Raw genomic sequence first — 23,499 nt, forward strand, 5'->3', positions numbered from 1 at the left:
ACCGGCCCGACCGTCTCGCCGAAGGAGAGAAAGACCTCGTCCTGGATGAAGACGTTCTTGACGAAGCCCTGTTCGTCCTTGACCGCCGCGATCAGCGCCAACCCCGCGAGAATGCCCCGCGTCGCCAGCGTGACAATGAATTCAGGCAGCTCGAAGTAGGTGATGAAGAAGCCGTTCACCCAGCCGATCAGGCAGCCTCCGGCCAGCGCGATCGGAATGTAGATATACGCCGGCAGTTGCGTGTAGGAAATGAAATTGATGCAGACCATCGAGGTGATGGCCACCACGGCGCCGATCGACATGTCGATCCCCGCCGTGATCAGCACCAGCGTGAAACCGATCGCGATGATCCCCGTCAGCGACGCTTCCTGCAGCAGCGTCATGATGTTGTCCAGCGTCAGGAATGCCGGCGTGATGACCGACATGGCAAGCGAGATGACCAGCAGCAAGCCGATCAGGATGAGTCGTCGTATGGCACTGACCGACACGATGGGTTCTCCTGTGTTTCGAGGACGTCGAAGGTGACCGGGGGCGTTCCCGGCAGCGCGTGTGCGCGCCGGGCCGCGTGTCACCGCGTCGTCGCGATGAATGCGTTCAGCATGAGTAGCGCGGCGGCGTGGGTGTCGGGCGGGCGGCGGCACCGGCCGGTGCCGCCGCGTGCGCCGTGGCTTACCAGCGATCCTCGCTCTTGATCTGGGCGACCGTGTCGCGCGTGGCGGCGAACGGCGGGACGGTGATCACCTCGGTCTTGGCCGCTTTCTTCTTGGCGCCGGTCAATAGATCAAACGCATATTGCGCGGCGGTGGCGCCCTGGTTGTAGGCGTTGGTGTAGGCAGTGCCGGTGATCTTGCCCTGCTCGATCAGCGCCAGCGTGCTCTTCTGCCCGTTGAAGCCCCAGATCTGGATCTTGCCAAGGCGGCCGGCGGCCTCGGCGGCAATCATCGCGCCTTCGGCCATGTTGTCATTGACGGCGAAGACGGCGTCGAGATCCTTGTTGATCTGCAGGAAGCTGTTCATGATTTCGATGCCCTTGTCCTTGATCCACATGCCGTTCTGGGCGCCGACGATCTTGATGCCGGGGAAGTTTTTCGTCATCACGGCGCGGAATCCCTTCTCGCGCTCGACGCCGGCCTGTGCGCCCGGAGGCGACTGGATCAGCGCGACGCTACCTTTGCCACCGAGCGCATTGCCGATGCGCTCGCCGACCATGGCGCCGGCGCCTTCGTCGTCCATCGTCACGCAAGCGGCATGAGGCAGCAGCGTGTCGGTATTGAGCGTGATGACGTGAATGCCCTTGCCTTCGGCCTTCCGGACGCTCGCGGTGAGCGCGGCGGCGTCGGCCGGTTGCAGGATGATGGCGTTGTAGCCCTGGTTGATCAGGTCGTCCATCAGCGTGACCTGAATCTCGGCTTTCATCTGCGCATCGAAGGACTGCAGCGTCGATCCCGGATAGCTCTTCATGACATTTTCGACGCCGGTTTTCCAGGCCTGCGTCAGCGCCTGGCCGATCGATGTCGGTACATAGCCGACTTTGTAAGCGGTTTGCGCATAGCTGCAGCCGATCGATGAAAACAGCAGACCCAGGCCCAGCAACATCAACTTCGTTCTGTTCATTGCGACCTCCCAAGGGTGAATGGAATTTACCTCATTACTGCGTTCGTTCTACATCCGGATTGCATTGGTGCTGCGACGACAATTCCTTGTGTCTGATTTGTGTCTGATGACTGTCTGACGTGTGCCTGATTCATGCCGAGTCCATCGCCAGCGCGACCGGCTGAGCTTGCAGGTAGGCCTGCAATTCGGCGGCGGCGAGTTCGCCGAACTCGGGCTGGCTGATGTTGAGATCGGCCTCGACCCAGCGGATCGAGCGCTTGAGGCCGCGACGCAGCGTGTCGATGAAGGCGGCGTCGATGGCTGCGTCATGGAGCGGCCGTCCGGGTGCGCCGGCCTCGCAGAAGCCGCGTTTCGGGATCAGCACCGTCAGCGGTCCGGTCGCCTGGTTGAGGCGTTCGGCGATGACGGTGGCAACCTGGGCGATTTCGGCGGCGCTGAGCTTGACGTGATACAGGCTGGCGTTGTGCGCGATCGATTTGCGTGCGCGCCAGTTCGACGGAAAGCTGTCGACGCCGAAGTCGGTGCTGCAACTCAGGATATCCACGGCGCCCGGTGCGACGACCTGCGGAATGCCGGCCGCCGCCGCGGCGAGCAGCCGGTCGTTGGCGCCGGCGCAGTAGCCGCCGAACACTTCCGACGAGATCTCGTGCAGCGTCAGGTCGAGCGAAGCGCCGATCACCTTGTCGGCGATGAAGTGCTCCATGGCGCGACCGCCGACGCCGGTGGCATGAAACGAGATCGTTTCGTAGCCGGCGTCTTGCAAGCGCGCTGTTGCCGCCGAGACGCCGCCGCTCGTCACGCCGAGCATCGTTGCGCCGATGACGAGCGCATCGGACGCCTCGATGCGCCGGTTGCCGTACATCGCCATGCCGACGATGGCGCCGACGGCGTTGGCGATGACGCTGCGGGTGATGCGGTTGATGCCCGAGATGTCGGCGACCGAGTGCATGACGACGATGTCCTTGGCGCCGACGAAGGGACCGAACAGGCGCTTGCCGCTGGCCATCGTCGACAGGATCAGCTTCGGCACGCCGACCGGCAGCGCGCGCATCGCGGTTGCCGCCATGATCGTGTTCTGGATGCCCCCGAGCGAGAGGATCGCGTCGAAGTCCTTGCGTTTGAAACATTCGGCGACGGCGATCGCCGCCGCGCTGGCCATGGTTTCGATGCGCGCGCCCTTGTCCATGCGCGTCAGCGTTTCGAGGCTCAGGCCGGCCGCGTGCAACACCTCACCGGCCTGGATTTCGATGGCTCCGGCGCCCTCGGCAGGCTTGCCCGAGACGCCGATATCGATGACGCGGACGGCGTGGCCGAGCGTTTCGATCAGGTTTCTGGCATAGGACACCTCGATGTGCTTGGTGTCCATTGTCGCCAGGATGGCGATGGTTTTCATCGTGCCGGCCCCGATCGCGCTCAGGCCTTCTTGCCGAGGACGATGCCCTTCTCGTAGAGCTCGATCATGGCGGCCTCATGCGTGAGCAGGATGAATTCCTGGCTCTTGGCGCGGCGCTTGATCGTCTCAATGCTGCGCCACGATTCGGTGATGTTCTCGAAGCGGGCCGGCGGCGTGATCGTGTAGTGGATCTTCGGGATCGGCTTGAGATTGTCATAGGTGAACATCGCGTCGCCGCAGCAGTGGTACTCACCGGCCTCGGTGTTGACGACGACGACCTGGTGGCCGATCGAATGGCCCGGCGTCGGATAGACGCTGATGCCGTCGATGATTTCGGCCTCGCCGTCGAGCAGCTCGAACTTGGTGTCCTTGAATTGCGGTTCGAGACCGAGCACCGGGTATTCGTAGGACTTGTAGTAGAGCGGAATCGGATTCATCGCGAATTCGTATTCGGCGCGCTGCACGTAGAACTTGGCATTCTTGAATTTCGCCAGGTGATAGACGTGGTCCCAGTGCAGGTGCGTGAAGATGACGATGTCGATTTCCTCGGGCGTGATGCCCATCTTCGCGAGCTGCTCATGCACGGCGTAGCCCTCGGGCTGGTAGGAGCCGGGGTGATGGTATTTGTGCGCGATCTCGGTGTTGCTCATGCCGCTGTCGACGAGGATCTTCTTGCCGGCACCTTCGATCAGGAAAATCGTCACCGGCAGTTCGGCATAGCCTTCGGTGTCGTAATAGGCATGCGTGCTGTGGTGGTAGATGTAGGTGCCTTTGTGGGTATGGGTGAAACCGGTGACGATGGCGCGGAGGGTATAGGTGTTCATGGTGTGGACCTGTGGGTGAAAAAGTGAGTTGAAGCGTTTTGAATAAGGCGTCAGGCGATGAGGCCGGCATTGCGGCCGATGGCGGCGAGCCAGGCGACCTGCGCCGTTTCCTCGACGAATTCGGCGAGGTGTTCGGCTTCGGCAGCGCTGCGGCCGAGGGCGACGATGCCGTGCCCCTGCAGCACGAAGGCGAGGCGCTTGGGGTTTTCCTTCAGCAGCGCGCAGATCTTCGGAATGTCGGCCGTCGTCACTTCGGGCGTGTCGACCGGGACGACCGGGATCGGCCCCGGCAGCTTGAGCAGCGACTGCTTGGTGATCGGCGGGATGTCCTTGCCGCTCAGCGACCAGGCGATGGCATAGGGCGAATGGGTATGCACGATCGCGTCGAAATGGCTGAACTCGCGGTACAGCACGCTGTGCAGCAGCAGTTCGCGGGTCGGCGAACGATCGCCTTCGATGACACGTCCTTCGAGGTCGGTGACGACCACCGTGTCGGGCGCCGAGTCGACGAAGCTGACGCCGCTGGCCTTGACCACCATCATGCCGGTGTTGCCGATACGCACGCTGAGATTGCCGCCGTTGCCGGTTTGTATTCTTGCGTCATAGGCGCGGCGGGCGGCGAGGATGAAGTCGGCGATGGCTTTTTCGATCAGGTCGTTCATGGGTTCTCCTGTTGAGGCGATGTTTGGCGCGATACTTGACATGACTTGAGATATGACGAACTCAGAGATCAGGAGGTCTGACAACAGAAATTAAAAGACAGTGGCGACATGCCGGATCTCTCTTGTTGAACTTGAAGGATGCGTGGCCCGAGGGCGTCGGGATGCGTGCCTATTTCTTTCTTGGCTTCTGTTCCGCCTTGGCCTTCTTGGCGCTTTCGGCGACGAGTTCCTCGACGCGGCGGATGTGGCTTTCCATGACATTCGCCGCCTTGACCGGGCTGTGCTCGGCGATGGCAGCCAGGATGCCCTGGTGGAAGTCCATGACCTCGTCGTGATGCACGGATTCGCGGAGGCTCAGGAACTGATGGAAGTGCAGCGTCTGGTGGATCGAGTGGATGAACTTGACATAAATGCCGTTGTGCGAGGCTTCGGCGACGGCCAAGTGGAACTTGAGGTCGGCGGCGAAGAAGGCGTTGTCCTTGCCTTCGCGGTGCTTGAGGATTTCGGTGCGGGCGAAGGCTTCGCTCTCGCGGATCCTGGCGATGTCGGCCTCGCTCGCATGCTCGGCGGCGAGTCGCGCCGCTTCGCCTTCGATAAGACGGCGCAATTGCAGGATCTCGATCAGCGACTGGTCCTGGAAGAACATGAAGGTGTCGAACTCGTTGCCGAGGATGTCCGGGCTCACCACATTGACGAAGGTGCCGATGCCATGTTTGGTGACGAGAAAACCGGCCTGGCGCAGCGCTCGCAGCGCTTCGCGCACCGGTGCGCGGCTGACGCCGAACATCTCCGCCAGCTGGGTTTCCGTCGGCAGGCGTTCGCCGACCTTGAAGGACCCCTTGACGATCAGGTTCTTGATTTCCTCGGCTACCTGGTCACAGGCGTTCGTGCGGTTGATCACCATGAAATTCGCGTCGCGTCTCGATGTTGTTTGTGGATGTTATGTTGTCTAACAACTAGGCTTGGGTGTAATGTATCCGCGTTTATTTCAAAAAACAAGTCTTTCGACATTTTCACGGAGAAGATCCGAATGTTCATCGTTTTGCTCGATTATCTCAAGCCCCTGTCGGAGGTCGATCGCTTCGTCGCCGAGCACCGGGCCTATCTTAAAACACAGTACGACGCCGGCCGATTTCTGCTCTCGGGCCGGCGCGAACCGCGCACCGGCGGCGTCATCATCGCCCGTGCGGCGACACGTGCCGAACTCGAAGCCCTTCTCGCCGGCGACCCATTCTGGCGCGAAGGCATTGCGCATTATGACATCGTCGAGTTCGTGCCGTCGATGGCCAGCGCCGGTCTGGCGCATCTCGTCGACGGCGCCTAGCGCGGCAGCGCTGCAAAGTTTCCAACCCAGGGAGAATCCCAATGAAAATCGCGATCGCCGGCGACAGCGTCGGCATCAGTCTTTCCGAAGTCCTGGCCAAGCACCTCAGCGATGTCCCCGGCATCGAGGTGTCCGAACTGAGCCGTTCGCCGGCCGGCAGCGGCGAGTATTACGCCAACATCGCCGAACGGGTGGCGAAGGCCATCCTCGCCGGCGAGTATGATCGCGGCATCCTCTGTTGCGGCACCGGCATCGGCATGGCGATTTCGGCCAACAAGGTGCCGGGCATCCGCGCGGCGCAGACGCATGACACGTTCTCGGCCGAGCGTGCCGCCAAGAGCAACAATGCGCACATCATCACGCTGGGCGCGCGCGTGGTCGGGTCGGAGCTGGCGAAGACGATCGTCAATGCCTGGCTGTGTTCCGAGTTCGATCCGAAGGGCGCGTCGGCGGCGAATGTCGCCGCCATCGACGCGCTCGACGCGTCTTATCGCCGCTAGTGTCTGCAGCAAGGCGCCCCGTGCGGGGCGCCATTCGCTTCAAGACATTGTCACGATACGGGCTGCGCCCCGGTTATCGATGACGAACCGGTATCAGTTGCCGAGAAGGAGCTGACGCGCCTTGATGACGCCGCGTTTCGGGCTGGTCAGGACCGGCACCTTGATCTCGCCGAGGAGCGGTTCGATCGTCACCATGCTGCCCTGTGCCAGGACGATGACATCGTTTTCCTGTTCTGCACGCTTGAGCAGGTCGATGATCAGGCGGTCGTGCTTGTCGCGGTTGCGCTCTTTCATCAGCACGTCGAGGGCGCCGTCGGCGAGGTAGGTCTTTATTTCGATGTCCTTGCCCTGCGCCGCGGCCGCGCTTCTCAGCGCCGCCGACGTCGGTTTCAGCGTTGCCGCTGCGGTGGCGGCAACGCCGATCCGGCTGCCCGCAGCGACGGCCTGTTCGGCCATGGCGTCGTCGACCATGAGGATCGGGATGTTCACCATCTTGCGCGCGCATTCGATGCCTTCGCGCGTCGACGAACATTGGCTGAAGATCAGGTCGGCGCCGGCCGCTTCGGCGGCGACGCAGTACTGGCAGATGCGCTGGATGATCGACGGCGTGATGCCGCGGTTGCGGTTCAGCGTGTCGAGCAGATCTTCGTCGACCAGATTCGAGACCTGCGCTTCCGGGATGATTTCCTGAAACAGGCGGTTGAACACGTCGAATGACACCATGCTGGTTTGCAGCAGTACGATCTTTTTCATGTTTGTCTCCTTGGCCATGCGGGGTTCGCGGTTTGCGTCAGTTCACCAGGAATGCCTTGAGGATCTTGCCCTCGCGGTTGTTTTCCTGATCCCGGAAGGCTTGCACGCCGTCGCCCAGCGGGTATTCGTCGGTCATCACCGGCGTGATGTCGATGCGCCTTTCCTCCAGCAGTCGGAGGCATTCCTTGAAGTCCTCTAGGCCATAGACATAATTGCCCTTGACGGTGAGTTCGGTGGTGACGATCTTCTGCATATTCACGCTGACCATTTTCTGCGCATTGCCGATCCAGATGACTGTGCCGCCGATGCGCAAACAGTCGATCGAATTCGAGGCCGTCGCTTCGATGCCGACGGCTTCGATGGCGAAGTCGCACATCTTCCCGCCGGTGATTTTCCTGACCGCGTCGAGAAAGTCTTCCTGGCGCGGATTGATGCTGAAATCGGCGCCCATTTGGCGCGCAACGCCGAGGCGGTGGTCGCTGGCGTCGCAGGCGATGATGTTGCGCGCGCCGCGCAGTTTCAGCACCGCGATCGTCAGCAGGCCAATCGGCCCGACGCCGATGACCAGGCAATGCTCGGCCTCGGCGAGTTCCCGGTCGCTCAGCTTGTGCGCGGCGCGGTAGGCGACGGCGAGCGGTTCGGTCATCGCCGCTTCGTTGTAGGACAGCGTCGCGGCGAAGGGCAGGAGGTACTTTTCGTCGACCGCGACGAACTCCGTCATGCTGCCGGGCTGGTCAAGGACGCCCATGCAGACGCCGGCCGGGCAGACGTTGACGAGGCCCTTGCGGCAGTACTCGCATTCGCCGCAGAACGGCTTCGGGAAAATGACGACGCGCTCGCCCTTGCCGAATTTTCCCAGCGCCGGCGCTTCTTCGATGATGCCGGCGACTTCGTGTCCCATGATCATCGGCGGCAGGCGACGGCCGGTCTTTCCGAGATAGCCCTCGAAGTCGGAACCGCAGATGCCGTTCGATCGGGTACGGATCAGGTACTGGCCGGGTTTCAGCGTCGGCAGCGGGATGTCCCGCAACTCCATGGTCTTTTCGCCGAGGTAATACAGGGCTTTCACAAGACGCTCCCGCTCAAATGCCGGGATGGCCTTCCTTTACCGGCGGCTACCCACGCCGCGTCGGGTCGGGCCGTCATTCTCAATTCATGCGTCATCGTGTCGTCTCCGTCGTGAATCGGTGCTTCTAATCGCTGACTGCCAGAGTAAAATGCGCTGACTTACTAAACAAATGAATTTTTACGTTTTTCATATACGTATTTTGGTATCGGTTTCGATGCGCCCGCCGGGTCGATGCCGATACCGATGCCGATAACAACGCCGGAGGTCGTCCGATGGGTTCCGCCGAAATTTCCCGCCGCCTGAAAACGCGGCTCAAGACGCGGCACATGCTGCTGCTCGTCGCGCTCGATGACGCGCGCAACATGCACGAGGCGGCGAGCCTGACGGCGATGACCCAGCCGGGCGCCTCGAAGATGCTCAAGGACATCGAGGAAATGCTCGGCGTGAGCCTGTTCGAGCGTCTGCCGCGCGGGGTGCGTCCGACCGTCTACGGGGAAGCGTTGATCCGCCATGTCCGCCTGGCGCTCGAGCATCTGGTCCAGGGACAGGAAGCGCTGGCCGCGGTCGGCGCGGGCGTGTCGGGACAGGTGACGATCGGCGTCGTCGTCGCGCCGGCGCTGACGCTCGTGCCGCAGGCGATCGCCGCCGCGAAGGCGGAAGCGCCGGGCCTGTGCATCGGCGTCGAAGTCGGTACCAGCGACGATCTCGTCGCCCAGCTCAAGCAGGAGCGGCTCGATTTCCTGATCGCCCGGATTCTCGAAAAAGAGGACGAGCCGGGCTTGCTCTACGAGGAAATCGGCGAAGAAAGCGAATGCATCGTCGCCCGGACCGGTCATCCGCTCTGTCAGCGCAAGGATCTTGCGCTCAAGGACCTGTCGACGGCGAAATGGATTCTTTCACCGCAGGGCAGCATCCTGAGAAATTACTTTGACATGATGTTCCGGCGCGCCGATCTCGAGATGCCGTCCAATGTCGTCGAGGTGACGTCGATTGCGATCATCACCAGCCTGCTGCGGCAATCGGATTTTCTCAACATCATGCCGTCCGACGTGGCCCGCCACTATGCGAAAACCGGCGAGCTCGCCATCCTGCCGATCGATGTGCCCTGTCAGGTCGGCGGCTACGGCATCATCTGGCATCGCGACCAGTTGCTGTCGCCGGGTGCCGCGCTGCTGATGCGTCATGTCCGCGCCGTGGCGCGGGCGATGAAGGCGGAAGAGGGCCGGTCGGCAGTCTGAGGGCGGAGCGTCCGGATCAGGCCGGTGCGCCCGGCGCTGCCGCCTGTCCGTTGCGCAGCCAGGTCAGCAGCGTCTCGAACAGCCGCTCCGGGTCGAAGGGCTTGCCGATGTGGTCGTTCATGCCGGCGTTGAGGCAGGCCAGCCGGTCCTCGGGAAAGACGTTGGCCGTCATCGCCAGGATCGGCACGACGGCGCCCTGCGGCAGCGCGCGAATGAGTCGCGCCGCCGTCGGGCCGTCGGTGTCGGGCATCTGCATGTCCATCAGGATCAATGCATACGGGGTGGCGCGCACGCAGTCGACGGCGATGCGACCGTTGTCGGCGACGTCGACCGTCAGGCCGACGCTTTCGAGCTGCATGCGGATGATCTGCTGGCTCAGTTCGTCGTCTTCGGCGACGAGAATGCGCGCCCCCGCGAACTGCTCGCGCAGGAGTTCCCGGGCGGGACGCGCCGGTGCCTTCGTTTCGGCCGGCTTGGCACCTTCGCTTTCCTTCCTGAAGCGGGCCGTCACGGTGAAGGTGCTGCCGACGTCGAGGGCGCTGCGAACGCTGACGTCGCCGCCCATCAGCCGGGCCAGTCGGCGCGATATGGCGAGGCCCAGGCCGGCGCCGCCATAGCGCCGTGTCATCGACGAGTCGACCTGAATGAAAGGCGCGAAAAGCCGGCTCTGCTGCTCCGGCGTCAGGCCGATGCCCTGGTCGCCGACGTCGATGCGCAGCAGCACGCTGGATGCGTCGCTGCTCGCCTCCGATGCTTCCAGCGTAATGACGCCGTGATCGGAGAACTTGACGGCGTTGTCGATGAAGTTGAGGAGCGTTTGCCGGAAGCGGACGGCATCGCCGCACAGCCTGGCCGGCAGGGCGTCGTCGATACAGGCGACGAGGCGAAGTCCTTTCGTCGCCGCCCGTTCCTCGTAAAGCGCCAGGCAATCGAGCAGCAGCGGCCGCAGCTCGAAGGGGCTTTCAACCAGTTCGATGCGGTCGGCCTCGATGCGCGAGATGTCGAGGATGTCGTTGATGATCGCGAGCAGGTGCTTCGATGCTTTTTCGCTCTTGGCGAGGAATTCGCGCTGGCGGGGATCGCTGGCCATGCGCATGGCCAGTTGCGTCATGCCCATGATGCCGTTGAGCGGCGTGCGCAACTCGTGGCTCATGTTGGCGAGGAAGGCCGTCTTGGCGCGGCTGGCGGATTCGGCGGCGTCGAGCGCGCGGGCGAGTTCGGCCGTACGCGAATTCACCAGCGCCTCGAGATTGTTGCGGTGCTCGTGCAATTCCTCGAGCATGGCCTTGCGTTCCGAGATGTCGGTGAAGGCCCAGATCGACTCTTCTCCCGAGGCCGAGAGCGACTCGCCGTCGAACTCGTACCAGCCGACCGACCCGTCCTTGCGCCGCAGGGGAACTTCGCCGTGGAAGATCCTGCCTTGTGCGAAGGCGGCCTCGGTCTCGCGGCCGAAACGTTCGTAGGTCTGGTCGTCGGCGAACACGATGCGTGTCGCTTGTCCGATCAACTCCTGTTGCGTATAGCCGACGATCCGGGCCGAGGCCGAGTTGATCCAGGTGAAGGTATGGTTCCTGAGCTTGATGAAGCTGACGATGCGACTGTTCAGGATCGCATGCTGATCGCGTACCAGCGCCTCGATCATGCGTTCGCTGGCGACGCGCTGGGTGACGTCGCTGACGACGCCGATGATCGCCCGTCGCGTGCCGATCATCAGCGTGCTGCTGTTGACCTCGATGTCGATGACGGCGCCATCGTGGCGGACGCCGCGACAGAGAAAATACTGGCCGCCGATTTCGAGATTGCTCTGGTGCTTGAAGCGTGCGAGCACGTTCGGCACTTCTTCCGGGACGACCAGCGTGGCCGGACGGTTGCGCGGAAGTTCGTCGGCCGAATAGCCGAAGATCGCGTTGAATTTATCGTTCGAGTAGCTGAGGTTACCGTCCTCGATGATGGCGATGCCGACCATCGACTGGTTGGCGAGGCCGCGGAAACGTTCTTCCGAATCGCGCAGCGCTCGCGTGATGCTTTCCTTTTCGGCCAGCAGCGCCTGGAGTTCGGCGGTTCGTTTGCCGACCTGGCTTTCGAGCAGGATCGCCGTCTGGAAAATGCTGAAGTCGGAGTTCTGCAGGCTGGCGCTGCGTTCGACGTGATCCATCAGCGCCGTGATCGTCTTCTTCAGGCGCGCGTTTTCGGCCTGCAGCGCTGCCGCTTCGGCCGGATCGATTCGGACGCCTTTATCGTTCACGGGCGGTCTCCGCGAGAGTGGCAGTTGGCAGAGGCTGGGTGGCGGCGATCAAGGCAATGTCCCGCCCGAACCGATCGCCACGCCGACGAAGGTCTGGTTGATGTGGATGCCGCGGTACTGCTCGCCGTAGGTCCCGAAACCGGTGACATGATGCCGCTGCAATAATTCCTCGACGCGCTGCCGGTCCGGACTGCAGGCCATTTCGAGTTTGCGGTGTACGCAGTCGCCGGCAAGGATGATCTGCGGGGTGCCGATGTCGGCGTCGATGGCGGCGAGTTCGCTGTCGAGATTGTCGGCGAGTCCGGCGCAGCGGCCGACCCGCAGGACCAGGCCATTGTCGATGGCGCAATAGAGTTGCAGCGATCCGTCGGCATTGACCCGCTGGATCGAGCGGGCGTAGCAGACGCCGTTGATCATGGCGACCAGCGGATGTTGCATGAAGATTTCATCGGTCAGCCTGCTCACCGCCGTATCCAGCACGCGGGCATATTCGCCGGCGGCCGGCAGGCCGTTGATCTCCTTGACGATACGCTGTTCCGGCAAGGCTTCGGTGACGACCAGCCGCTCTTCGGTCGCTTCGATGCCCTGCGTCTTGATCAGGCGGAACGGCAGATCGGTGGCGATCAGGGCGAAGACGGCACGATCGCTGCGGAAATATCCGTCGCAATAAATGGCGGTGCGGCCGAAACGTCCGCCGTCGCCGGCCGAACCGCCGAGCAGCGGGATATTGCCGAAGGCGCTTTGCATGAAGCGGACGATCGATTCCTCGCGCACCGACAGGCCGTCGATCATCGTCCAGGCGAAGCAATGGTTTTCGTCGGCCGTGCCGCCTTGTCGTTCGAGTTGCCGCATCAGTGTCGATGTCAGCGCCTGGCAGCGCGACGGCGTCGCCGCGTGCAGTTCGTCGAGACAGCCGCAGGCCACCCGGAAATCGGCAGCGGCGAAGCTGGCGCCGCTGAGACTGTGTTCGCAATAGCCGGCGGGGCCGATTTCACCGGCGGTGGTGCAGCCGATCACCGGAACACCGGCGAAGCGTTGGCGCATCTCGGCGGCGATGGCGTCAAGGTCATAATCGCTGGCGCAGAAAAAGACGACCAGCGCCATCTTCGCTTGTGCGACGCCGGCATGAAACGCCTCGACGGCTTCGCGCGCGCCCTCGGCGCAGGATTGCGCCCGGCGTATGCTCAATTGCATCGGCATGCTGCTCCCCCAAGGCAACGTCCTGAACGCCAGAAGTCAGGCAAATCGTGGTGTTGGCGTGCCAAACTGTTATAAGTTACAGGTCCAGTATAGTCGCGCTCCCGAAAGCGCGTCCACCGCTTTGGTGGGGGGCTGTATTTCGGGGGGGCGGGTTTTTTCGACGGCATATGCCAGTAACGAGGAAGAGGATGGTTGGCATGACGATGAGCTTTACCGAACGGGCGGCGGCCGAGATTCGCAATCATCTGGTGGCGCGTGGCGGTGGGCAGGGCATCCGGGTGGTCGTCGAGACGTCGGAGTGCTCCGGCCTCGCCTATCGTCTGGAGTACGTCGATGCCGGCGAGGACGGAGACCTCGTCTTCGACAGCCACGGCGAGAAGATCTTCGTCGACCCCAAGTCCCTGGTCTGGCTGGCCGGAACCGTCATCGATTTTCTCGAAATCGGCGATGACAGCGGCTTCGCCTTTATCAATCCGAATGTCACGAGCCAGTGCGGTTGCGGCGACAGTTTTTACGTCTGAGCCGCCTGTGACGGCATCAATGCGGTCGGAATAGGCGCGTGCCGCTTGAAATGATTGCCGGTTGATCGGAGAATCGGCGGCGGTCACGAACCGTGGCGCATCGCACTTCTTCTCCTCGCAGAGCGAAAACCATGAATTCCTTGCAGCGCATCCATTTTTGCGGGCTCGGCGCCTTGGGCGGCATGTATGCCGCCCGACTGGCGACCGTTCCCGGCCTTGATTTGAGCGTCATTGCCGATCCGGCACGCATCCGGCGTTATGAGGACGACGGCGTCGTCGTCAATGGCGAGCGGCTGCGTTTGTCATTTCTGCGTCCCGACGATGCGGCGCCGCCGGCCGATCTCGTCATCGTCGGCGTCAAATGGCACCAGTTGCCCGAGGCGATCGGGCAATTGCGCCCCTTCGTCGGGCCCGATACCCTGATCCTGTCGCTGCTCAACGGCATCGAGAGCGAGAAGGTCATCGCCGCCGAACTCGGCGTGCAGCCGCTCTATTCCTTTGTCGTCGAGACCGATGCCGGTCGCAAGGGTCAGTGCATCGAGTACCGGACGCTCGGCACGATCGTCTTCGGCGAGGCGCGCAACGACGAGATTTCGCCGCGCGTCGCGGCGGTGCGCGATCTTCTCGAACGTGCCGGCATCCCGTATCGCATTCCGGTCGATATGCTGCGGGATTTGTGGTGGAAGTTCATGCTCAATGTCGGCATAAACCCGACCTCGGCGATCATGAAGGCGCCGTACGGCGTCTTCCAGACGAGCGAGGCGGCGCGTGAATGCGTGCGCATGGCCTGTCGCGAGGTGCTCGCTGTCGCCGCGCCGGAGGGCATCGCCCTGAGCGAGGCCGATATCGAGGCCTTCTTTCCGATCTTCAGCCGCCTTTCGCCGGAAAAGAAGACGTCGATGCTGCAGGACGTCGAGGCCGGGCGCAAGACCGAGATCGAGATCTTTGCCGGTACCGTCGTCGCGCTGGGACGGCGTCATGGCATTGCGACGCCGGTCAACACGATGCTGCTCAACATGATCACGACGATCGAAAACAACTACCGCTGAGCCAGGGGGCACGGCGGGGCCGGGTCGGCCGCTTTTCTGCAAGGGATCTTCGATGTCTTCGTTGTCCGAAATGAAATGCCTGCTGGCCGAAGCGGCCGAAAGCCTCGCGAACGCGCCGTCCGGCGCCGCGACGCAACGTGCCGTCGGCATCCGCCTGAAGGAATTGCTCGCCCGCTTCGAGTCGCCGACGGTCCTCGATTTCGAGGAGATCGGCGACCATCTCTATGACGGCGTCTATCTCGCCGACGGCACCGGGCGGACGCTGTATGTCAACAAATCCTACGAACGGATCACCGGCTTGCTGTCGCATGAAGTCGTCGGCCGCAGCGTGCAGGAATTGCTCGACGCCGGCTTCTATTCCAATGCGGTGACGCCCGAAGTGCTGCGCCTGAAGAAGCGTGTCGATTCGGTCGGCCAGAGTCTGCGCAATGGCGCGCGCATGCTGATCACCGGCAACCCGATATTCGATCGGGATGGCAACATCAAGCTGGTGGCCGTCATCGAGCGCGAAATCACCGATCTCGACACGATGCTGGTCGAGTTGGAGGCGACCAAGCACAAGATCCGCAGCGTCGAGGCCGTCGATCAGCGCCACCGGCGCGAAATCGAGCATCTGCGCAAGGACTGGTTGAATGCCAAGCTGATCGGCGAAAGCCGTCAGGTGCGCGAAATTCTCGTGCTGGTGCGGCGCGTCGCCGATTTCGACGTGACCGTGCTGATCCAGGGCGAAACCGGCGTCGGCAAGGAGATTGTCGCGACCGAGATCCAGGAGGGCAGCACGCGCCGCGACAAGCCGTTCATCCGCGTCAATTGCGCGGCGATTCCGGCGAACCTGCTCGAAGCCGAGCTGTTCGGCTACGAGAAGGGCGCCTATACCGGCGCGTCGGCCAAGGGCAAGATCGGCCTGTTCGAATTGGCCGACAAGGGGACGATCCTGCTCGACGAGGTCGGCGACATGCCGCTGGAATTGCAGGGCAAGCTCCTGCGCGTGCTGCAGCAGAAGGAACTGACGCGTATCGGCGGTTCGCGGCCGGTGCCGCTCGACGTGCGCGTGATCGCCGCGACCAACTGCGACCTGCAGGCGCTGACCCAGGCCGGGAAGTTTCGCGCCGATCTGTATTTCCGGCTCAATGTCTTCCCGATCACCATCCCGCCGTTGCGCGAACGCCCCGATGACATCGCTGTACTCACCGCGCATTTTCTCGATCATTACAACGTCAAATATTCGAAGAAAGTGCGCATCAGCCGCGACGGCATGGATATTCTGGGCGGGTATGCATGGCCGGGCAACGTGCGCGAATTGCAGAACGTCATCGAGCGGTTGGTGCTGATCTCGGATCAGTCGTCCATCATTGCCGGCGATTGCCTGCTGCCAATGCTGCATCCGGGTGAGGTCCGGCGCTTGGCCGAGGCGTCACCGGCGGCGACTGTCGCGAGCGAGGGGCGCTCGCTCAAGGCGATCGTCGAGGCCGTCGAACGCTCGGTCATCGAGGACGCCTTGCGTGCGCATGGCAGCACGCGCAAGGCGGCAAAGGCGCTCGGAGTCGATCAGTCGACGATCGTCAAGAAGGCGAAGCGACTCGGTCTTTGTCTGGGTGATGACGTTTTGCATCGCTAGATGAATTTTTTCATCTGTGGCAAAACGTCCGCCGTTACTGGGGATATGACGGTTTTCACGATCGCCGAAAGGTTCGCCGGGCTCGCTGTGTCGACGAGACCGATGACATATTTCATCGATATGGATGCGGTGTATTAAGAATCAATGAGTTAGCTGATGGCCGGTTTCTTGCTCAATGCCTCCCGCCAAAAACACAAAGGAGGATTGAATGGCAAAGACCATGATTACCGTCGCCCCGACCGGCGCCTTTCCCACCAAGGAACACAACCCGGCCGTGCCGCTGACGCCGCGCGAGATCGCCGACGACGTGTTCGAATGCTGGCAGGCCGGTGCGGCGATCGCCCACCTGCACATGCGCGACGAGGAAGGCAAGGGCACGATGAACAAGGACCGTTTCATCGAGACCGTCGGCCGTATCCGCGAGAAGTGCGACATCGTCCTCAACCTGACGACGTCCGGCGATCTCAACGCCACCGATGAAACGCGCATGGCCCACATCATCGAACTCAAGCCGGAACTGGCCTCGTATGATGCCGGCACGATGAACTGGGGGCACTCGACGCTGTTCGTGAACCATCCGGCATTCCTCGAAAAGCTCGGCCGGACGATGATCGAGAACGGCGTCAAGCCGGAAATCGAGGTCTTTGACGCCGGCATGTTCTATAACGCCGCCTATTACATGAAGCAGGGCGTCATCAAGTCGCCCGGGTACTACCAGTTCGTGCTCGGCGCGCCGGGTGGCACGGCGGCGACGGTCGAGAACCTCGTCTATCTCAAGAGCCTGTTGCCGGCCGATGCCGTCTGGTCGGCCTTCGGCATCGGCGCCGGGCACATGCCGATCCTCTTCGCCGCCTTGTCGCTCGGCGGGCATGTGCGTGTCGGCATGGAAGATAACGTCATGTACGCGAAGGGACGCCTGGCCAAATCGAACGCCGAATTCGTCGAGCGCACCGTCCGTCTCGTCAAGGAGTTCAACAACGACCCGGCGACGCCGACCGACGCCCGCCAGATCCTCAATCTGAAAGCGAGGGCATGATGATCAACAAGATTGCCGTCATCGGCGCCGGCACCATGGGGCACGGCATCGCCGAAGCCTTCGCGCTGCACGGTTTCGACGTCAGGCTCTATGACGTCGACGAAGCCCAGCTGACGAAGGCGCGCGGGGCGATCCGCGACGAACTCAACCTGCTGGTCGAGGAAGCCTATATCACCGCCGACAAGGTCGAGGCGACGCTGGCGCGGATCTCGACCTCCACCGACCTTGGCCTCACCGTGGGCGACCGCGAGTACGTCATCGAGGCGGCGCCGGAAAAGATCGAGCTCAAGCGCGATCTGTTGCTGCGCCTGGACATGCTGGCGCCGAAAGAGGCGATTTTCGCCAGCAATACGTCGAGCCTCAGCCTCGAGTCGATGCTGGTCGCCTTGTCGCCCGAGCGCAAGTCGCGCTTCATGGTGTGCCATTGGTATAACCCCGGTCACCTGATGCCGATCGTCGAGTTGTCATTCTTCGGTAATATGCCGGCGGAAACTTATGCCGAGGTCGAGGCGATGTACGTCGCCATCGGCAAACAGACGGTCAAGGTGCTCAAGGATGTGCCGGGACTGGTGGCCAACCGCATCCAGCAGGGGGTGGCGCGCGAAGTCTTCTCGCTGATCGAGAACGGCGTCGCCGAACCGGCGGATATCGACAAGGCGCTCAAGTTCGGCCCGGCCTTCCGCTATGCGACGACCGGCCAGCTCGAAGTCGCCGATTTCGGCGGCCTCGATATCTGGTGCGTGGTCGGCGACAACCTGCTCAAGGAGATGGACAACGCGAAGGAAGCCAATCCGGCGCTGCGACGCAAGGTCGAGGAGGGGAAACTCGGCCTGAAGACGGGCGAAGGCTTTTTCAAGTATCCGCCTGAAGAGGTCGCCGCAATCAAGCGCCAGTTCATGCGCAAGCTGATCCATCAGCTCAAGGCGTCGTCGTTCTACGCCTGAGCGTCGCAGCAACACGGACAATGCACGCGGGACCGGCGCCTGGCGCCGCCCGCCTCACGAAGAACAGGAAGGTCATTCATGATTAATAAAATTTTGATGTTTTTCGTCAATCTGATGCAGAAGTATCTGCCCGATCCCTTCACGATCGCCTGGCTGATTACGCTGACCGTCATTGGCATGGCGCTCGGTTTCACCAATACCTCGGTGGTCAAGATCGTGCAGGATTGGGGCGACGGATTCTTCGGCATCCTCTCGTTCGCCATGCAGATGGCCATGGTCATCGTCACCGGCTACGCGCTGGCGGCGGCGCCGCTGGTGCAGCGCGGGCTGCAGAAGATCGCCTCGATCCCGAAGACGCAGGTGCAGATGGTCATGTTCATCGGCGTCGCGTCGATGGCCTTGTATTACCTCAACTGGGGGCTCGGCCTGATCGCCGGCGGCCTGATCGCCCGCGAGGCGGCCAAGAACAACCCGACCTATGACTTCCGCATTCTGGTCGCCGCCGCTTTCTCGGGCATCATCATCACGCACGGCGGCCTGTCGGCGTCGGTGCCGCTGCTGATCAACACCAAGGGTCACTTCCTCGAGAAGGACATGGGGCTGATCCCGCTGTCGCAGACGATCTTCCATCCGCAGGCGCTGTTCATCACCATCACTCTTGCAATCGTCATCCCGCTGGTGCTGGTGCTGATGATCCCGAAGAAAGAGGACACGCTGACGGCCGATCCCAGCCTGTTCGAGAAGGATGCCATCGAGACGAAGAGCGTCGAGGGGACCGAGATCTCCGACAAGCTCGATACCAGCCGCTTCCTCAACTGGACGCTCGGCCTGATGGGCGCCGGCTACATCGCCTATTACTTTGGCAAGGGCGGTTCGCTCAACATCAACATCCTGATCTTCATCTTCCTCATCCTTGGCGTCTGGGCGCACGGCTCGCTGATCAATTACGTGCGTGCCACCAACAAGGGCGCCGCGACGGCCGGCGGCATCATCCTGCAGTTCCCGTTCTATGCCGGTATCCTCGGCATCATGAAGGGCAGCGGCCTGGTCGAGATCATCTCGAATGTGCTGCTCAACATCTCGACCTACGACACTTTCGAGCTGTATTGCTACCTGTCCTCGCTGATCATCAGCATCTTCGTGCCGTCGGCCGGCGGGCACTGGGTCGTGCAGGCGCCGATCATGCTGCCTGCCGCCGCCAAGCTCGGCGTCGAGCCGTGGAAGGTGGCGATGGGCGTTGCCTGGGGCGAGAGCATCTGGAACATCGTCTGTCCGTTCTGGGCGTTGCCGCTGCTGGCCATCGCCAAGATCAGCATCCGCGATCTGATCGGCGTGTCGGTGCTGCTCTTCATCGTCGGCAACATCGTTGCCATCACCGGCATCATGCTGATTCCCCACTGACCCCCCGGTGGTGTTTGGGCGCCCCCGCGCGGGGCGCTTTTTTTTGACGTCATGCGCACCGGCACCGGTCATGACAGAGTAATGCCCGGCGTGGACGTTGGTGTTCCCGGATCCGGCAAGTGCGTCAGGAAAGTCATCGCCTTGCCCATCATCATCGCGCATCCGCACGAGAGGTGGTGCCGTCCTTCCGTGCCGGCGGACGCTGCGGTACGCTTGCGTTTTCGGGAGAAACGTCTTGCGTAGCGAATTTTCGGCAAAGCATCTGTTCATTCTGGTTGCCGTACTGGCGGCGGTCTGGGTTGCCTTCGGTCCTTTTGCAGCGAGCGTCGGTGCGCGCACCGCGCAGTGCGCCGCCGTCGTCATGGTGACGCTGGCGCTGTGGAGCACCGGCGTTCTGCCGCCCTTTTTGACGAGCCTGATCTTTTTCAGTCTGGTCGTGGTATTCGGCCTGGCGCGGCCCGATCTGATCTTTTCGGGCTTTGCCTCGACGGCGGTCTGGCTGATCGTCTCCGGCTTCGTCATCGGTTCGGCGATCGGCGTTTCCGGACTCGGCCAGCGCCTCGCGGCGATACTGGCGCCCTTGCTCGCCGGCAGCTACGCGCACATGATCGCCGGACTGGCGATTTCGGCCAGCCTGCTCGGCTTTCTGATGCCGTCCTCGACCGGCCGGGCCGTGGTGATGTTGCCGATCGGCATGGCGCTGGCCGAACGCGTCGGCTTCCGTCCCGGCTCGAACGGCCGCATCGGCATCGCCGTCACCTTGGCGCTGGCGTGCAACATGCCGAGTTTCGCCATTCTGCCGGCGAACATCCCGAACATGATCCTCGCCGGCGCCAGCGAGACGCTCCATGGCATCAGCCTGAGCTATGCCAGTTACCTGAGCCTGCATTTTCCGTTGCTCGGCATCCTGAAGTCGGCCTTGCTGATCGCGCTGGTGCTGCTGCTCTTTCCTGATCGCCTTCCCGATCGCCTGACGGAGTGCGCCGAGGCGCAGCCGAAAGCCGCCGATCCGGCGGCGAAGGCCGGAGAGCCGCCCGTCGATGCCGGCGCGCAGCGCCGCGTCGCGACGATCCTGCTGGTCATGCTGGCCTTCTGGATGACCGACAGCCTGCACGGCATCAACGCCGCCTGGGTCGGCCTCGTTGCCGCCGTCTGCCTGCTCTTGCCGCGGGTCGGCGTGGTGGCGCCGAAAGCCTTCAATACCTCGGTCGATTTCGGCATCGTCCTGTTCGTTTCGGCCGCCCTCGGCCTCGGGGCGCTCGTCCATGACTCCGGTCTCGGCACGCTGGTCGGCAAAGGCTTGCGCTATGTGCTGCCGCTCGAAGCCGGCCATGCCATGCTGAACTTCTATTCGCTGTCGCTGATGTCGATGCTGACCGGCCTGATCACCACGATTCCCGGCGTGCCGACGGTGCTGACACCGATGGCGCCGGAGCTTGCCGCGGCCTCGGGGTTCAGCCTGACGGCGGTGCTGATGACCCAGGTGGTCGGCTTTTCGACAGTGATCTTTCCCTATCAGGTCGGGCCGCTGGTGGTGGCGATGCAGTTGTCGGGCGAGAAGCTCGGGCACGTGCTGAGGATCACGATTCCGCTCGGCGTCCTGAGCTTTGCGCTGATCGTGCCGCTCGATTTCCTCTGGTGGCGTCTGCTCGGCTGGATCTAGGGGCGCCGGAAGCGCCGGCACTATGACGTCGGCAATACGTGCAATCGCGTATTGAATCCAGGCTGGCTGTCACATACGCTGAAGGGCGTGGCCCGTTGTCTTGGGTCGGCAGCATTGCTTGGAGATTCGTGGTGAAGCGGTATCGCTATTTTGCGCCGGACGCCGTCGACACGCTCGGGGCCCGCCTGACGGCGTGGCGGCAGAGCGCGGCGGACATGGGCGTGTTCGTCCTGCTGGCGGAGAAGGACCAGGGTCGGATCGGCGAGATCCAGTCGACGTGTCGCGCGCTTGGCGTCCCGGTCGTCGGCGGTGTTTTTCCGGCGCTGGTCACCGAAGGCGGGATCGTCGATCGCGGGCTGGTGGCCTTCGTTCTGGATCCGATGCCGCCGTGGTGTCTGATCGGCGATCTCGATGCGGCCGGCGACGATGCAGCGGCCCGTTTGGCCGACGAAGTCAGCGCGCGCCTGATGACCGGTACGCCCGCCACCGAACGGCCGCAGCTCTTTCTCGCCTTCGACGCCCTGATTCCCCATATCGGCACGATTCTCGACGGGCTGTACGAACGGCTCGAGAACACGGTCTCGTACAGCGGTGTCAATGTCGGCAGCGAATCCTTCGAACCGATCGCCAGCCTGTTCGACGGCGAGCGCAGCGTCACGCACGGCGTCCTCGGATTTTTCTGGCCGGCCGCGACCGAGGTCGTCGCCCGGCACGAATACACCGCGTCGCCGAAGCGCATGCAGGCGACGACGACCTGCGGCAATTGCGTTGATACCATCGACGACCGGCCGGCCATCGAGGCCTATCGCCAACAGATCCTGGCCGAATACGGCGTGGACGTGACGGCCGAGAATTTCTACCAGCATGCCGTTCATTTTCCGCTGGGGATGGCATCGGCATTCGATTGCCTGGTGCGCATTCCGGTTGCGCTCGATGCCGACGGCAGTCTCCGCTGCGTCGGCGAAATTCCCGAGCGGACGGCCTTGCAGGTGCTCAAGGCGCCGGCGCTCGAGGATAGCCGCTGCGTCGCGGCGATCGGCGAAGCCCTGGCCGGCGGGGATGCCGCCGGCTCAGTGCTGGTGTTCTATTGCGCCGGGCGTTGCCTGCACTTCGGGCGGGAGGGCGCCGATGTCGAATTGGCCGGCTTGCGCGAACGCGTGGCGGTCGGCGGCATGTGCGGCGCGCTCAGCCTCGGCGAAATCGTCAGCGATGACGATCAGTTCGGCATGCCGCGTTTCCACAACGCGGCGATCGTCTGCATTCGCTGAGGGGGAGGGCGATGCGTTCCCGTTCGTTCACGCCTGCGGGGGCTTCGGCCGGACCGGCAGGGTGATGCGGAAAGTCGATCCCTTGCCGACCGTGCTGCGCACGTCGAAGCGCCCGCCGTGGCGTTCGACGATACCGTAGGATACCGACAGGCCCAGCCCCATTGCGGTGCCGACCGGCTTCGTCGTAAAGAACGGGTCGAAGATGCGCGGCAGCGTCTCTTTGGCGATCCCCGCTCCGTCGTCCTCGACCTCGACCCAGACCGAGTCCTCGTCGCCGCCGGTCCGCAAGGTGATCGTGCCGTGTCCGTCGATGGCCTGGGCGGCGTTACGGATCAGACTCATGAAGACCTGGTTGAGCTGGAACGGCATGCAGGTGATGACCGGAATCCGGCCGTAGGCGCGGACGATGTCGGCCTTCGGGCGGAGTTCGTTGGTGACGACGTTGAGCGTGCTGTCGAGGCAGCGGTGCAGGTCTACGCTTTGCCATTCCGATTCGCCGACACGCGAGAAGTCCTGGAGGTCGGCGACGATACGCCGGACCCGTTCCAGTCCATCCAGGCTCTGGTCGAGCAGGATGGCGACGTCTTCGCCGAGAAAGTCGATATCGATCCGCGTGCGCAGCGCGTCGAGCGCGCTTCGCTGCGCAGCCGGCAAGGCCGGCTGTGTCGCGTGGTAGGCCTCGATCAGGGCGAGGAAATCCTCGGTGTAGCGCTTGAGCGTGCCCAGGTTCGAGGTGATGAATCCGATCGGATTGTTGATTTCGTGGGCGATACCGGCGGCCAGCTGTCCGACCGCCGACATTTTCTCGGCCTGGATCAGGCGGTTCTGCGCATCCTCGAGCTTGCGGATCAGGATGCGCTGTTCTTCCTTCTCGTGCTCGAGCGCGACCAGGGCGCGTTTGCGCTCGACGATCTCGGCCTCCATCTGCTCGGTGGCGATCTGCAGGTCGCGGTTGATCTTTTCGTTGTCGCGCAGCGCCGAGTCCAGTTGCACCGTGCGTTCCTGCACCTGCTTTTCCAGCACCAGCGCCGTCTGGAACATGCCGAACTGCGAGTTCTGCGCGCTGGTACTGCGCTCGGCGCGATTCATCAGCGCCAGATTGATCTTGTTCAGCCGCGCGATTTCAGCGCGTAGCGCCTGCTCGTCGCCCGGAGGCGTCGTGTCCGCGATCGACATG

Annotated in this window: 22 protein-coding genes; 11 read left to right on the top strand and 11 right to left on the bottom strand. The window is 62.9% G+C overall.

Annotated features, from left to right (window positions below; all coding sequences use genetic code 11):
- From BLR25_RS07405 to BLR25_RS07430, 6 genes are all read right to left on the bottom strand, one after another.
- A partial coding sequence (locus tag BLR25_RS07405) for an ABC transporter permease (RefSeq protein WP_143009799.1) occupies positions 1-488 on the bottom strand: 488 nt, incomplete at its 3' end.
- Between the two features lie 181 nt (positions 489-669).
- Positions 670-1,614 (bottom strand): sugar ABC transporter substrate-binding protein, encoded by a 945-nt coding sequence (locus tag BLR25_RS07410; RefSeq protein WP_091936093.1) that lies wholly within the window; start codon positions 1,612-1,614, stop codon positions 670-672.
- A 130-nt stretch (positions 1,615-1,744) separates the two neighbouring features.
- Entirely contained in the window at positions 1,745-3,007 is a 1,263-nt protein-coding gene (locus BLR25_RS07415; RefSeq protein WP_091936096.1) for a Tm-1-like ATP-binding domain-containing protein, read from the bottom strand.
- A 20-nt stretch (positions 3,008-3,027) separates the two neighbouring features.
- Entirely contained in the window at positions 3,028-3,831 is an 804-nt protein-coding gene (locus tag BLR25_RS07420) for an N-acyl homoserine lactonase family protein (RefSeq protein WP_091936099.1), read from the bottom strand.
- Between the two features lie 50 nt (positions 3,832-3,881).
- Positions 3,882-4,493, bottom strand: a complete 612-nt coding sequence (locus tag BLR25_RS07425) for a class II aldolase/adducin family protein (RefSeq protein WP_176785796.1) — start codon at positions 4,491-4,493, stop codon at positions 3,882-3,884.
- Between the two features lie 169 nt (positions 4,494-4,662).
- Positions 4,663-5,397, bottom strand: coding sequence for a FadR/GntR family transcriptional regulator (locus tag BLR25_RS07430; RefSeq protein ID WP_091936104.1), 735 nt, complete (start codon positions 5,395-5,397; stop codon positions 4,663-4,665).
- 126 nt (positions 5,398-5,523) lie between these two features.
- Here BLR25_RS07430 and BLR25_RS07435 point away from each other — a divergent pair, with 126 nt between their 5' ends.
- Together BLR25_RS07435 and derI are read left to right on the top strand one after the other, a co-directional pair.
- Entirely contained in the window at positions 5,524-5,817 is a 294-nt protein-coding gene (locus BLR25_RS07435) for a YciI family protein (protein WP_091936106.1), read from the top strand.
- 41 nt (positions 5,818-5,858) lie between these two features.
- The gene (gene derI, locus BLR25_RS07440; RefSeq protein WP_091936109.1) at positions 5,859-6,317 is read left to right on the top strand and encodes a D-erythrulose-4-phosphate isomerase; all 459 of its coding nucleotides are present in this window, start codon (positions 5,859-5,861) and stop codon (positions 6,315-6,317) included.
- Positions 6,318-6,410: 93 nt separating this feature from the next.
- On the opposite strand, the gene BLR25_RS07445 is transcribed toward derI, so the two are convergent.
- Together BLR25_RS07445 and BLR25_RS07450 are read right to left on the bottom strand one after the other, a co-directional pair.
- Complete coding sequence (locus BLR25_RS07445; RefSeq protein WP_143009800.1) at positions 6,411-7,070, bottom strand: aspartate/glutamate racemase family protein; 660 nt, start codon at positions 7,068-7,070, stop codon at positions 6,411-6,413.
- A gap of 37 nt (positions 7,071-7,107) precedes the next feature.
- The gene (locus BLR25_RS07450) at positions 7,108-8,139 is read right to left on the bottom strand and encodes a zinc-dependent alcohol dehydrogenase (protein WP_091936114.1); all 1,032 of its coding nucleotides are present in this window, start codon (positions 8,137-8,139) and stop codon (positions 7,108-7,110) included.
- Between the two features lie 272 nt (positions 8,140-8,411).
- On the opposite strand from BLR25_RS07450, the gene BLR25_RS07455 reads away from it, so the two are divergent.
- Entirely contained in the window at positions 8,412-9,377 is a 966-nt protein-coding gene (locus tag BLR25_RS07455; protein ID WP_091936116.1) for a LysR family transcriptional regulator, read from the top strand.
- A 16-nt stretch (positions 9,378-9,393) separates the two neighbouring features.
- Here the strand turns inward: BLR25_RS07455 and BLR25_RS07460 are convergent, their stop codons facing one another.
- Together BLR25_RS07460 and BLR25_RS07465 are read right to left on the bottom strand one after the other, a co-directional pair.
- Positions 9,394-11,622: a PAS domain-containing hybrid sensor histidine kinase/response regulator gene (locus BLR25_RS07460; protein WP_091936119.1), complete on the bottom strand. Its 2,229-nt coding sequence runs from the start codon at positions 11,620-11,622 to the stop codon at positions 9,394-9,396.
- Between the two features lie 48 nt (positions 11,623-11,670).
- Positions 11,671-12,822: an FIST N-terminal domain-containing protein gene (locus tag BLR25_RS07465; protein WP_091936121.1), complete on the bottom strand. Its 1,152-nt coding sequence runs from the start codon at positions 12,820-12,822 to the stop codon at positions 11,671-11,673.
- 197 nt (positions 12,823-13,019) lie between these two features.
- On the opposite strand from BLR25_RS07465, the gene BLR25_RS07470 reads away from it, so the two are divergent.
- The 8 genes from BLR25_RS07470 to BLR25_RS07505 all read left to right on the top strand — a co-directional run bounded on the left by BLR25_RS07470 (position 13,020) and on the right by BLR25_RS07505 (position 22,322).
- Positions 13,020-13,343: a HesB/IscA family protein gene (locus tag BLR25_RS07470; RefSeq protein WP_091936538.1), complete on the top strand. Its 324-nt coding sequence runs from the start codon at positions 13,020-13,022 to the stop codon at positions 13,341-13,343.
- A gap of 131 nt (positions 13,344-13,474) precedes the next feature.
- Complete coding sequence (locus BLR25_RS07475; RefSeq protein WP_091936123.1) at positions 13,475-14,392, top strand: ketopantoate reductase family protein; 918 nt, start codon at positions 13,475-13,477, stop codon at positions 14,390-14,392.
- Between the two features lie 52 nt (positions 14,393-14,444).
- The gene (locus BLR25_RS07480) at positions 14,445-16,010 is read left to right on the top strand and encodes a sigma-54 interaction domain-containing protein (protein ID WP_218122661.1); all 1,566 of its coding nucleotides are present in this window, start codon (positions 14,445-14,447) and stop codon (positions 16,008-16,010) included.
- Positions 16,011-16,218: 208 nt separating this feature from the next.
- Positions 16,219-17,046, top strand: coding sequence for a beta-keto acid cleavage family enzyme (locus BLR25_RS07485; protein ID WP_091936132.1), 828 nt, complete (start codon positions 16,219-16,221; stop codon positions 17,044-17,046).
- Positions 17,043-17,990 carry a 3-hydroxyacyl-CoA dehydrogenase family protein gene (locus BLR25_RS07490; RefSeq protein ID WP_218122662.1) on the top strand — a complete coding sequence of 316 codons (948 nt, stop codon included), beginning with the start codon at positions 17,043-17,045 and terminating at the stop codon, positions 17,988-17,990. Before BLR25_RS07485 ends, BLR25_RS07490 begins: the two co-directional genes overlap by 4 nt.
- 78 nt (positions 17,991-18,068) lie before the next feature.
- Positions 18,069-19,391, top strand: coding sequence for a short-chain fatty acid transporter (locus tag BLR25_RS07495; protein ID WP_091936135.1), 1,323 nt, complete (start codon positions 18,069-18,071; stop codon positions 19,389-19,391).
- A gap of 235 nt (positions 19,392-19,626) precedes the next feature.
- The gene (locus tag BLR25_RS07500) at positions 19,627-21,054 is read left to right on the top strand and encodes an SLC13 family permease (RefSeq protein WP_091936137.1); all 1,428 of its coding nucleotides are present in this window, start codon (positions 19,627-19,629) and stop codon (positions 21,052-21,054) included.
- Positions 21,055-21,182: 128 nt separating this feature from the next.
- A complete protein-coding gene (locus tag BLR25_RS07505) occupies positions 21,183-22,322 on the top strand; it encodes an FIST C-terminal domain-containing protein (RefSeq protein WP_143009801.1) in 1,140 nt (379 codons plus the stop codon).
- Between the two features lie 27 nt (positions 22,323-22,349).
- Here BLR25_RS07505 and BLR25_RS07510 read toward each other — a convergent pair whose 3' ends face one another.
- Complete coding sequence (locus BLR25_RS07510; RefSeq protein WP_218122663.1) at positions 22,350-23,498, bottom strand: ATP-binding protein; 1,149 nt, start codon at positions 23,496-23,498, stop codon at positions 22,350-22,352.
- Position 23,499: the final 1 nt, after the last annotated feature.

Origin of the sequence: Propionivibrio dicarboxylicus (assembly GCF_900099695.1) — a bacterium.
GTDB classification, from domain to species: Bacteria; Pseudomonadota; Gammaproteobacteria; order Burkholderiales; family Rhodocyclaceae; genus Propionivibrio; species Propionivibrio dicarboxylicus.